Raw genomic sequence first — 11,566 nt, 5'->3', positions numbered from 1 at the left:
GGGGCGCGGTGCCGCCAGCCAGGCGCCCTCCGTCCGTCCACGACGACGCTCCCCCGGTCGGGCCGGTGCAGCAGGGCCGCGACCTTGGCGAGGGTGGACTTGCCGCAGCCGCTGGGGCCGAGCAGCCCGACCGCCTCACCGGGTGCGACGCGCAGGGAGACGCCGCGCACGACGGGCCGGATCCGGTCGTACCCGGCGGTGACGTCCATGAGGTCAAGCATCGGCGGCCTCCCGAGTGGCCGGGGCGCCCGTCGGTACGTGGTGGCAGGCCACCCCGTCGACCGGCTCGGGCACGACGTCGCACGCCGCCGTCGCGTAAGGACAGCGGGCGGCGAACGCACAGCCTTCGGGGAGCGCGCCGAGCTCGGGCGGCTGGCCGGGGATGGGCATGAAGGCGCGTTCCGGGAGCGCGTCGAGCAGGCCGCGCGCATACGGATGCCGGGGGCCCGGCGCCCCGAAGAAGTCCGCCGCACCGGCGAGTTCGACGATCCGGCCCGCGTACATGACGGCGACCCGGTCGGCGATCCGCTCGGCCGCCGCGAGGTCGTGCGTGATCATCAGCAGCGCGCGCCCGTCGTCCGCGTGCCGACGCAGCTCGTCCACCGTACGGTCCACCAGGTGGCGGTCCAGCCCGGTGGTCGGCTCGTCGGCGATCAGCAGCGGCGCCTCGCCGACCAGCGCGAGCGCGGTCGCCGCGCGCTGGGCGAGGCCGCCGGAGAGCTGGTGCGGGTACCGGTCGAGGTGGTCGGCGGGGAAGGCCGCGCGCTCGGCTGCCCCCTCTGCAGCCGAGCGCAGTTCGTGGCGGGGGACGTCCGTCAGCTCCCGGACGGTCTCCTCCAGCTGGGCCCGTACGGTGCGGACGGGCGTGAGGTGCGCGGCGGGGCTCTGCGGGACCAGCCCGGCCCGCCGGCCGCGGACGCTGCGGGCGAGCTCCTTCTCGGTGGCAGTGAGCAGCTCGATGCCGGGCAGCGGGGCGCCGCCGGGCGCCGTCCCGGCGAGCCGCGCCGAGCCGGCGGTCTCCGCGTTGCCGGGCAGCAGGCCGAGCAGCGCTGAGGCCAGTACGGACTTGCCGCAGCCGCTCTCGCCGACCAGCGCCAGGCACTCGCCCGGCGCGAGGTCGAAGGACGCGTCGGTGACGGCGGCGACGTGCCGGCCGCCGCGCATCCGGAAGCGTACGGACAGGCCGCGTACCGAGAGGACGGGGGGTGCTTCCGTAGTGGTCACAGCATCAGCTCCGATCGGCGGCGCGGGTCGATCCGCTCCCGCCAGGCGCCCGCGAGGCCGGCGACGGCGAGGGTGGGAACGATGAGGAACAGGCCGGGGAAGAGCGTGGGCCACCAGTCGCCCGCCAGCAGGGAGCCGCGCGCGGAGTTGACCATGATGCCCAGGCTCGCCTCGTGGGCGGGCAGGCCGAGGCCGAGGAAGGACAGCGCGGACTCGTGCCAGATGGCGTGCGGCACCATCAGGACGGCGGCGAGCCCGGCCCGCGGGAGCACGCCGGGCAGCAGATGCCGTACGGTCACCCGCCACCGCGAGGCGCCCCCGGAGACCGCGGCGTCGACGAACGGGCGGCCGCGCAGCGAGAGCACCTCGGCCCGCACGATGCGCGCGGTGGACAGCCAGTGGGTGAGCCCCACCGAGATGATCACCGGCCAGACGCCGGGCCGGAACATCGCCACGACGAAGATGCCCAGCAGCAGGTGCGGCACGGACGAGAACAGGTCCACGACCCGCATCACGGCCCGGTCCGCCCAGCCACCGAGCGCGCCCGCCAGCGCGCCGACGGCGGTGCCGATGACTGTGGCGGTGAGCGCGGCGACCACGCCGACCAGGAGGGAGACGCGCAGCCCGTAGACGCAGCGCAGCAGCAGGTCCCGGCCGACCTCGTCGGTCCCGAAGGGGTGCGCGAGGGACGGGGCTTGCAGCTTGGCGGCGAGGTCGACGGCCTGCGCGTCCATGGGGACGAGCGGCGGCACAAGGAGGACGGCGAGCAGTACGGCGGCCATGATGACGGCCGAAGCGCCCACCCTCAGGGTGCGGTTGCCGCGGTCCCGGGCGGTGCCGGGCCGCGCGGGGTGCCAGGTGAGGTCAGCCATCGAACGCCACCCTCGGGTCGGCGAGTCCGTACAGCAGGTCCGAGAGCAGGTTGCCGGCCAGTACCGCGGCCGTGGCCAGTACGGTCAGCGCGGCCAGCAGCGGGAAGTCGACGCTGGTGGCGGCCTGGACGGTGGCCGCCGCGATGCCCGGCCAGCTGAAGACGGTCTCCACCAGCAGGGCGCCGGTGATCAGTTCGGGCACCCGGGAGCCGATCAGGGTGAGCACCGGCAGGAGGCCGCTGCGCAGCGCGTGGTGCAGCAGGACGGTCCGCTCGCGCAGGCCCCGGGAGCGCGCGCCGCGCACCGGGTCCTCGGCGAGCGCATCGCCGACGCCCTGGCGTACGTACAGCACGAACCACGGGAGCTGCGAGACGGCCAGCACGAGGGCGGGCAGGATCACATGGCGGGCGACCTGGCCGGCGGTGGCGGTGCCGCTCCCGGTGTCGGTGAGGCCGCCGGCCGGCAGCACCCCGAACTTCAGCGCGCACAGCCAGATGGCGAGCAGGCCGAGCCAGAAGGGCGGCGCGGCCTCCAGGGTGTACGCGGCGCCGGTCACCGTGCGGTCGAGCAGGCCGCCGCGCCTACGGGCCGCGAGCACGCCCAGTACGGTGCCGAGCAGGACGGCGAGCACGAAGGCGAGCGCGCACAACAGGACGGACCAGCCGATGCGTTCGCCGATGACCTGGGAGACCGGGGCGCGCAACGAGGCGGAGTCGCCGAGGTCGCCGGTGAGGGCGCCGGTCAGCCAGTCCCACCAGCGGGCGACCAGGGGCCGGTCGACGCCGAGGTTGTGGCGGATCTGGTCGAGGTTCTCCTGCGACGCGGTCAGCCCCGCGGTCCCCGCGTACGCCTTGACCGGGTCGAAGGGCGAGGCCGCCGCGATGGCGAACACCCCGAAGGTGACGGCCAGGAGGACCGGGACGGCGAGCAGGGCCCGCCGTCCGGTCATCCGCGCCATCGGCCCCCAGGGCAGGGACGTCAGCGCTCTCACTTCTTCGGCTGCCAGTCCTCGACGTTCCACCAGGGCCCGGAGGCCAGACCGTGGTCGTGCGGCTCCACCTGAGTGGTCAGCCGCTGCTCCCCCGGGACCTGCCACTTGTCGTTCACCACGTACAGGTGGTCGATGTGGGTCAGGAAGATGTATGCGGGGTCCTTCTGCAGCGCGCGCTGGACGGTGTCGTACCCGGCCTTGCGGCGGTCGTGGTCGTCGGTGCGGCGGGCGTCGACGAGCGCCCGGTCGACGGTGCCGTTCTTGTATCGCGACATGTTGTTGAAGCCGTCACCCGCGAGCGAGGAGTGCAGCAGCAGGTACTGGTCGAAGTCCGGGTCGGCGGGGCTGCCGCCGCCCGCGAGCACCGCGTCGTGCTTCATCCGCGGCTCGATGACCTCCCAGGTGCCGGACTCGACCTTGGCCTCGATGCCGGCCTTCTTGGCGTCGGAGGCGAAGGCGAGTGCGTGCTCCTGGCGCAGCTTGTCACCGGAGAGGTACCAGAGGGTGAAGGAGGCGCGCTGCTTCCCCTTCGTGCGGATGCCGTCGGCGCCCTTCTTCCAGCCCGCGTCGTCGAGGATACGCCCGGCCTTCTTCAGGTCGTGCGCCCGCTCGGTCCCCTTGGCGAACCACGGGCTGTCGGTGGGCACGGGCCCGTAGGCGGGCTTGCCCGCGCCGTTGAGGATGCCCTTGACCATGGCGTCGCGGTCCACGGCGAGGTCCAGGGCGCGGCGCACTGCCTTGGCGCCGGTGACCGGGTTCGCGCTGGGCAGCGTGACGTTGCGGTAGTCGAAGGTCTTGGCCGTGTACGTCTTCTTGTCCTGCGCGGACTTGAAGGTGGCGGCGAGGTTCGGCGGCAGGATCGCGCCGTCGAGGTCGCCGGAGCGCAGCCGGGTGGCGCGCACGTCGTCGTCCTTGATGATCGCCATGGTGAAGTTCTTCACCTTCGGCGCGCCGCCCCAGTAGTGCGGGTTGGCCTTGAAGCTGAGCTTCTCGCCCTTGGACCAGTGGGTGAGGACGTACGGCCCTGTGCCGACCGGGTGGGTGGTGAAGGACCCGTTGTTCACGTCCTGCGCGCCGGCGACGTGCTGCGGGGCGATGGGCAGGACGGTGCGCTCGGCGAACGGCGCGTAAGGGTACTTGAGGTGGAAGACGACCGTGCGGTCGTCCTTCTTCTCGATGCCGTCGATCGCGTCGAGCTCGGCCTTGGAGGCGTTGTTGGTCTTCTCGTCGAGGATGGTCCGGTAGGTGAAGACCACGTCGTCGGCCGTGAAGGGCTTGCCGTCGCTGAACTCCACACCCTTGCGCAGCGTGTAGGTATACGTCCGGCCGTCGTCGGAAACCTCGGGGAGCTTCGTGGCGAGCGCGGGCTTGAGCCGCAGATCCGCATCGTGGGTGAGCAGCCCGTCGAAGATCTTGGAGTTGCCGTCCTTGCCGTAGCCCAGCAGCGGGCTGAGGCTGTCCGGCTCGTACGCGATGCCGACCACGGCGGAGTCCTCGGCGCCCGCGGCACCCTTGCCGTCGGACGGCGTGGAGCAGGCCGCGGCACCGAGGGCCAGCGTCGTCGCCAGGGCCGTCGCGGCCGCTCCTCGTATCGACCGGGCGGACATGCACCACTCTCCTCTTGCTTCATGCCGTCTCATGCCATGGCAAAGTTTTTGCGAATGGCTTGCAATTAAACAGCACGTAAGAGAGTGCGCGCAGTCGCGGTCCTTACACGCGGAAGCCCGGCCGCACGCCGGGAAGCCCGGCCTCAGTCGCCGAAGCCGCCGCCGAATCCGCCGCCGCCCCCGAAGCCCCCGCCGTCCCCGAAGCCGCCCCCGAAGTCGCCGCTGCTGAAGTCGCCGCCCGAGTAGTCCCCACCACCGCCGTCCCCGTAGTACCCACCGTCGCCCCACCCGTAGGCGGCCGGGCCCATCATCGAGGAGCCGAGCATGGTGCCCAGGAAGAGGCCGGGCAACAGCCCGCCGCCGAGCATCCCGTAGTAGCCGCCCACCCAGGGCGTGTAGACCGGCCCCGCGTCCCAGTACGGGCGGTCCTCCCCGTAAGGCGTGCGCACCGTACGGGTCATCGGCTCCTGACCGTCCGCCAGCCGCGCCTGATCGGCCGCGCAGACCGGGACCATGCGCTCAGCGCCCCCGGGTGGCGCCCAGCGCATGTCGGCGACGGACGGGCCGTGCCGCGGGTCGAAGAAGCACGGCGGCCGGCGCTCCGGCAGCGGCCTGCCCTCCCGCCGGGCCGCCAGCGTGGCGAGCGCGAACCGGCCGCCCTCCAGCACCTCGGTCACCTTCCGCACGTCCTGGGGGTGCCGCGCCTGCGCCATCGTCTGCTTGGCGCTCTCGTACGCGTCCAGGGCCTGTGCGTAGTCGGCGCGCATCAGGTCGTCGGCGCCCGGCTCGCCGGGCCGGAAGTCCAGCCGGTCCAGCTCCTCCCCGTAGGCGGTGATGTCCTCGTCCACCACGACCCGCAGCGCGTCCAGCGCGGCCTGCTCGTCGGCCTCGCGCCGGCGCTTGGCCCGGCGGGAGATCGTGTACGCGCCGCCCGCCCCGAGGACGACGAGCGCCCCGAGCCCGACCAGCGCGCCCGTGCTGACGCCGCTGCCGCCCGCGCCGTGCCAGGACTTCGGCGTGCCGTCCGCCACCTGCTTGTCGGCCTGCGCGACGAAGTCCTTCAGCTGCGCGGTCGCGTCACCCGGGTGTGCCCGCTGGGCGGCACCCACGAGGTGGCGTACCGACTCCTGGGACATCACGCCCCCGTCGGCGCGCGCGTCGAAGCGGTCGCCCAGCTGGACCGCGTACACGCCCCGGATGCCGACCCGGGTGCGCAGGTCCTCGAAGAGCGTCGCGGGCGGGTAATCGGAGGTCGCGGGCAGCACGGCCACGAAGACCGGCTTCCCGGCCTCCTCGATGTCGCTCGCCATGGCGTCGGCCTGCCCGTTCGGCAGCCGCCCCGCGGCCCGCGGGTCGACGTACACGGGCCCCTTGGAGAGCGCGTCGGCCGCCGCGTCCAGGCCCTTGTCGTCGCGCGCCACGGAGGCGACGACGGCCCCCGCAGGCGCCCCGTACGCGGCCGGTGCCACCGGAGCCGCGACGGGCGCCACCGCGAGCAGCAGCGCCGCACCGGCGGCCGACAGGGCCGGCACCGTCCGGAAGGCGGGTCGTCGGGGTGCGACCTTCATGCGTACGACGCTACCCGAACTTCACTTTTCCGACATGCTCGGTGGGGCGCCGCCCGGCCAGTGGGGCGCCGCGCGCCCGGTGAGGCAGGCACAAAAGTGGAACGGTCAACCATCGAGCGCGAGGGCATTCTTGGCCGCCTCGATCGACTCCTCGGGGGCGGGCCCGGCGGGGTTCTCCGTGGCCAGCGCCTGATTACGGGTGACGAAGGGGCGCAGCCGCGCCTCGTAGCGGTCGAACGCGGCACGGTGGCCAGCCTCCGCCGCCCGGCCGAGCTCGGCGGCGAGCACGTAGGCACCCACCAAGGCCAGGCTCGTGCCCTGGCCGGACAGCGGGGAGGGGCAGTAACCGGCGTCCCCGACGAGCGCCACCCGGCCGGCGGTCCAGCGGTCCAGATGGATCTGCGCCATCGCGTCGAAGTAGAAGTCGGGCGCCTGCCGCATAGCCGTCAGCAGCCTCGGCGTCTCCCAGCCCAAGTGGCCCAGCCGCTCCTGAAGGAGCGCCTTCTGCCCCTCGGGGTCGCGGTGGTCATGTGCGAGCGGCCCGGAGGTGAAGCCGAGCGTGGCCCTGAGCTCACTGTTGCCGCGCGCCGGGTAGACGCAGTACGTCGCGTCGCCTTCCTGGAGCCACACCTGCCAGTCGTCGAGCTCCAGGAAGTTGCCGGTACTGAACACGCCCACGTAGGCGCCGAGATGGCGGAGGAATTCCGGCTCGGCACCGAAGGCCAGCCTGCGCACCGTGGAGTGCAGCCCGTCCGCACCGACCACGAGGTCGAAGGTGCGGCTGCGACCGCCTTCGAAGCCGACACGTACACCGTCGGGCCGCTCCTGGAGAGAGGCGATGGAGTCCCCGAAGAGGTACTCGACGCCGTCGCGCGCCCGCTCGTACAGCAACCCGGTGAGGTCGTCGCGCAGCAGCTCGATGTCGTCGCTGTCGAGCCGGCCGCTGCTGTAGGCCATCTCGGTGGAGCGCCACAGCTCCTCCCCCGCGCCATCGAGCATCGACATCCCGCGCATCCGAGTGCGCAGCCGGCGCGCGTCCGTCAGCAGGTCCATCCGGTCCAGGACGTCCAGCGCGACGCCACGGACGTCGATCGCCTGCCCGCCCGGACGCAGGCCCGGGGCACGCTCGACGACGGTCGGCTCGTAGCCGTGGTGGCGCAGCCAGTAGGCGGTGGCGAGGCCGGCGAGGCCGGCTCCTGAGACGAGCACGGTCCTGGCTCTCATGGGGTCCCCCTCATGCAGTACGTACGGTGTACGCGCTGAATGTACGCCGTACGCGGCACCGGGGAAAGCCGCTCCACAGGGGCTTATTTCCCGTCTGTTCTAGAACAGAAAGCGTCCGGGGAACCCTCCTGGCTGCTAGCCTCTGTCCTAGTACAGCCGAGGGAGGGGCGCGATGACCGCGGAAAATCTTCCGCCGTACCTGCGCATCGCCGGGGAGATCCGGCGGCGCATCGAGGACGGCGAGCTGGTCGCCGGTGACCGGGTGCCGTCCACCCGGCGGATCGCCGAGGAGTGGCACGTCGCGCTGGCGACGGCCACCAAGGCGCTGACCGCGCTGCGTCAAGAGGGCCTCGTGGAGGCCCGGCCGCGGGCCGGCACGGTGGTGGCACCGTCCCGGCGTCCCGCAGGCCTCTCTCGCGGCACCCGTGCGGCGGCCCCCTCCGACCATGAGCTGACCCGCGCCCGCATCGTGCGCACGGCCGTCGAGGTCGCCGACGCGGAAGGGCTGGCGGCCGTGTCGATGCGCGGCGTCGCGGCCCGCCTGGGGGCCGCGGCGATGAGCCCCTACCGGTACGTGAACGGCAAGGACGAACTGGTCCTGCTGATGGCGGACAGCGTGCTCGGCGACATCGAGTACCCCGCCGAGCCGCCCGCCTGCCGGCGGACGCGCCTGGAGACGGGCGCCAGGGCCCTCTGGGCGCTGCACCGCGCCCACCCCTGGCTGGCGCAGCTCGCCCCGCTCACGCGCCCGTTGGCGCTGCCGAACCTGATGGCGTACTCGGAGTGGATGCTCGCCGGCCTGGACGGCCTCGGGCTCGACGGGACCGCCATGCTGAATATCAACGTGCTGCTCTACAGCCACGTCCAGGGGCTCGCCGTCCACCTCGAACGGGAAGCGCACGCCGAAAGCGTGAGCGGCCTCTCCCAGGAGCAGTGGCTGGAGGCGCAGGAAGATGCCTTCGGGAAGATCGCCGCTTCGGGCCGGTACCCGATGTTCGCCCGGCTCCGGGAGTCCTTCGGCGCCGACGGTTATGACCTGGACCTCGACGGGCTCTTCGAAAGCGGCCTCCAAGCCCTGCTCGACGGCCTGGTCGCACCCCGCCTCAGCTGACCTGCGACGCCGGCCGACGGCCCCCACAGCCGTCGGCCGGCATCCGGTGTGCCCGCCGGCTCCTACGGAGCCGTGAGGTCCACCAGTTCGGCGAGGGACGCGCGGTGGCGGCCGGGCGCACCGAGGGCGATCTCGTCGCTCTTGGCGCGCTTGAGGAAGACGTGCACCGGGTGTTCCCACGTCATGCCGATGCCGCCGTGCAGCTGAAGGCACTCCTCTGCCGCGCGGACCGCGACCGGGGCGCAGTACGCCTGAGCGACGGCCACCGCCACCGGGGCGTCCGCGCTGTCGGTGGCCAGCGCGTCCGCCGCGTTGCGCGCCGCCGCCCGCGCCGACACCACCTCCAGCCAGAGCGCGGCCATGCGGTGCTTGAGCGCCTGGAACGAGCCGACCGGGCGGCCGAACTGGTGGCGCTGCTTGGTGTACTCGACGAGCTCGGTCAGGCACCACTCGGCGATGCCGAGCTGTTCGGAGGCGAGCAGTCCGGCCCCCGTGAGCAGGGCCTTCCGCACGGCCCCGCCCGCCCGGTCGGTACCGGCCAGCCGGCGGCCCGCCGCGCCGTCGAAGGTGACGCGGGCCAGCGGACGGGTGAGGTCCAGCGGGGTGACCGTCTCGATGTGCAGCCCCGGCGCATCGGTGTCCACGGCGTACAGCTCGATGCCGTCCGCCGCGCGCACCGGTACGAGCAGCACGTCGGCGGCTGCCGCGTCGGCGACCGAGGGGACGGTGCCGAGCAGGGCGCCGTCGACCCCGGCCCGTACGGGCGGCTCCAGCGGCCCGGCGGGCGCGGTCGGCAGCGGCAGCGCGAGTACGCCGATCCGCTCGCCTCCGGCCAGCGCGGCGAGCAGCCGCGCGACGTCGTCCCGGCCGGTGTCGCAGCCGAGCAGGGCGGTGACCGCCAACACGGCGCTCGTCAGGTACGGCACGGGCGTCACGGCCCGGCCCAGCTCTTCCAGGACGACGGCCGCCTCCCGGGGGCCCGCGCCCTGGCCGCCGAGCTTCTCGGGGACCAGCAGCCCGGCCGCCCCGATGTCGGCGGCGAGCGAGCGCCAGAGGGCGGCGTCGTGCGTGCGGCCCGACTCCAGCTCGGCGAGGACCCCGGCCGGGCCGCCGCGGTCGGCCAGCAGGGACCGTACGGCGGCGCGCAGGTCGTCCTCGGGCTCGGAGTAGAGCAGGTCCGGACCCTCGGGCAGCTCGGACGCCGTGGCGTCCGGCAGAGTCTGCTGGTCGGTCATCGGGGCAGGTCCTTCCACGCGACGTCCTTGTCGGTGCGCGGCTCGGACGGCAGGCCGAGCACGCGTTCGGCGACGATGTTGAGGAGCACTTCGGAGGTGCCGCCCTCGATGCTGTTCCCCTTGGCGCGCAGGTAGCGGTAGCCCGCCTCGCGCCCGGTGAAGCTCAGTACGTCGGAGCCGGTGTGCGTCCAGCTGTCGTACGTGAGGCCGTCCGCGGCGAGGAACTCCACCTCCCAGCCGCTGATCTCCTGGGCGAGGCGCGCGAACGACAGCTTCATGCCGCTGCCTTCGGGGCCGGGCTGGCCCTGGATGAGCTGCTGGCGCAGCCGTTCACCGGTGAGGCGGGCCACCTCGGCGTCCACCCACAGGCGCAGCAGCCGCTGGTGCAGGTCGTGGGTGCGCAGTTCGGGGCGGTCCCGCCAGTCGGCGGCGGCGACGCCGATCATGCCGCCTTCACGGGGGATGCGGGCGCCGCCGATGGCGACCCGCTCGTTCATGAGGGTGGTCTGCGCGACCTTCCAGCCCGCGCCGACCTCGCCGAGCCGGCGGCTGTCGGGAATCCGCACGCCCGTCAGGAAGACCTCGTTGAACTCCGCCTCGCCGGTGATCTGGCGCAGCGGCCGCACCTCGACACCGGGGTCGGTCATGTCGCAGAGGAAGTACGTGATGCCGCGGTGCTTGGGCGCGTCCGGGTCCGTGCGGGCGATGAGGATCGCCCAGCGGGCCTTGTGCGCGCCGGACGTCCAGACCTTCTGGCCGTCCACGACCCAGCTGTCACCATCGCGCACAGCACGGGTGGCGAGCCCCGCGAGGTCGGAGCCGGCGCCGGGCTCGCTGAAGAGCTGGCACCAGACCTCCTCGCCGGTCCACAGGGGCGGCAGGAAGCGCTGCTTCTGTTCCTCGGTGCCGTACCGCAGGATGGTGGGCGCTGCCATGCCCAGGCCGATGCCGATCCGTCCCGGGTCGTTGTCGGGCGCCCCGGCGGCCGTCAGCTCCTCGTCGACGACGGCCTGCAGGGCGCGGGGCACGCCCAGGCCGCCGAGCCCTTCGGGGAAGTGCACCCAGGCGAGGCCGGCGGCGAAGCGGGCGCGCAGGAAGTCCAGGCGCTCCGTGGTGGCGGGCGGATGGGCGGCGAGCAGCTCGGCGGTGCGCCGGCGCAGCTCCTCGGCGTCGACCGGGCGTGCGGTGGGCTCTGCGGTCATCGGGCACTTGCCTCTCCGGGGAGGACGACCAGGCGTCCGGTGGTGACGCCGTCGGCGACCCGCTGCACCGCGTCGGCGGCGCCGTCGAGCGGCACCCGGCCGCCGATCAGCGGCTTGATGACGCCCTGCGCCGCGAGCTTGGTCAGCTCCTCGTGGCAGGCGCCGATGGCGGCCGGCTCCTTGCTGGCGTACAGGCCCCAATGGAGGCCGAGGATCGCGTAGTTCTTCACCAGCGCGTGGTTGAGGGCGGGGCTGGGGATCGTGCCGCTGGCGAAGCCGACGACGATGATGCGGCCCTCGAAGGCCACGCACTTGGCGGACTGGGCGTACGCGTCGCCGCCCACCGGGTCGTAGATCACGTCGGCGCCGCGGCCGCCGGTGGCCTCCTTCACGGCCTTGATGACGTCCTCGGCGCGCCGGTCGATGACCACGTCGCAGCCGAGTTCCCGGGCGACCGCGGCCTTCTCGGGGCCGCCGACGACCCCGATGACGCGGGCGCCGGCGGCCCGGCCGAGCTGGACGGCGGCGCTGC

11 protein-coding genes are annotated in these 11,566 nt (G+C 73.6%); 1 reads left to right on the top strand and 10 read right to left on the bottom strand.

Features of this window, described 5'->3' with window-relative positions; genetic code table 11:
• The 7 genes from ABT381_RS32895 to ABT381_RS32865 form a co-directional block, all read right to left on the bottom strand.
• The coding region (locus tag ABT381_RS32895; protein ID WP_351600756.1) for an ATP-binding cassette domain-containing protein at positions 1-221 on the bottom strand (221 nt) is incomplete at its 3' end.
• Positions 214-1,164 carry an ABC transporter ATP-binding protein gene (locus ABT381_RS32890; RefSeq protein WP_351600759.1) on the bottom strand — a complete coding sequence of 317 codons (951 nt, stop codon included), beginning with the start codon at positions 1,162-1,164 and terminating at the stop codon, positions 214-216. The genes ABT381_RS32890 and ABT381_RS32895, both read right to left, overlap by 8 nt.
• Positions 1,165-1,220: 56 nt before the next feature.
• Positions 1,221-2,096, bottom strand: coding sequence for an ABC transporter permease (locus tag ABT381_RS32885; RefSeq protein ID WP_351600753.1), 876 nt, complete (start codon positions 2,094-2,096; stop codon positions 1,221-1,223).
• Positions 2,089-3,045: an ABC transporter permease gene (locus tag ABT381_RS32880; protein WP_351600750.1), complete on the bottom strand. Its 957-nt coding sequence runs from the start codon at positions 3,043-3,045 to the stop codon at positions 2,089-2,091. Before ABT381_RS32880 ends, ABT381_RS32885 begins: the two co-directional genes overlap by 8 nt.
• Before the next feature lie 38 nt (positions 3,046-3,083).
• Entirely contained in the window at positions 3,084-4,694 is a 1,611-nt protein-coding gene (locus tag ABT381_RS32875) for an ABC transporter substrate-binding protein (protein WP_351600747.1), read from the bottom strand.
• 143 nt (positions 4,695-4,837) lie between these two features.
• Positions 4,838-6,262 (bottom strand): hypothetical protein, encoded by a 1,425-nt coding sequence (locus tag ABT381_RS32870; protein ID WP_351600744.1) that lies wholly within the window; start codon positions 6,260-6,262, stop codon positions 4,838-4,840.
• 105 nt (positions 6,263-6,367) lie between these two features.
• Positions 6,368-7,486: an FAD-dependent monooxygenase gene (locus ABT381_RS32865; RefSeq protein ID WP_351600742.1), complete on the bottom strand. Its 1,119-nt coding sequence runs from the start codon at positions 7,484-7,486 to the stop codon at positions 6,368-6,370.
• Positions 7,487-7,658: 172 nt separating this feature from the next.
• Between ABT381_RS32865 and ABT381_RS32860 the strand changes: the two genes are divergently transcribed.
• On the top strand, positions 7,659-8,597 hold the full coding sequence (locus ABT381_RS32860) for a TetR/AcrR family transcriptional regulator C-terminal domain-containing protein (protein WP_351600740.1): 939 nt from the start codon (positions 7,659-7,661) through the stop codon (positions 8,595-8,597).
• Between the two features lie 62 nt (positions 8,598-8,659).
• On the opposite strand, the gene ABT381_RS32855 is transcribed toward ABT381_RS32860, so the two are convergent.
• From ABT381_RS32855 to ABT381_RS32845, 3 genes are all read right to left on the bottom strand, one after another.
• Positions 8,660-9,832, bottom strand: a complete 1,173-nt coding sequence (locus ABT381_RS32855) for an acyl-CoA dehydrogenase family protein (protein WP_351600738.1) — start codon at positions 9,830-9,832, stop codon at positions 8,660-8,662.
• Positions 9,829-11,034 (bottom strand): acyl-CoA dehydrogenase family protein, encoded by a 1,206-nt coding sequence (locus ABT381_RS32850; RefSeq protein WP_351600735.1) that lies wholly within the window; start codon positions 11,032-11,034, stop codon positions 9,829-9,831. Before ABT381_RS32850 ends, ABT381_RS32855 begins: the two co-directional genes overlap by 4 nt.
• The coding region (locus ABT381_RS32845) for a zinc-binding dehydrogenase (protein ID WP_351600732.1) at positions 11,031-11,566 on the bottom strand (536 nt) is incomplete at its 5' end. The genes ABT381_RS32845 and ABT381_RS32850, both read right to left, overlap by 4 nt.

The sequence above is a fragment of the Streptomyces sp. NPDC000151 genome (assembly GCF_040301705.1).
Lineage (GTDB): Bacteria > Actinomycetota > Actinomycetes > Streptomycetales > Streptomycetaceae > Streptomyces.
This window is presented reverse-complemented; position numbering and strand designations above follow the sequence as displayed.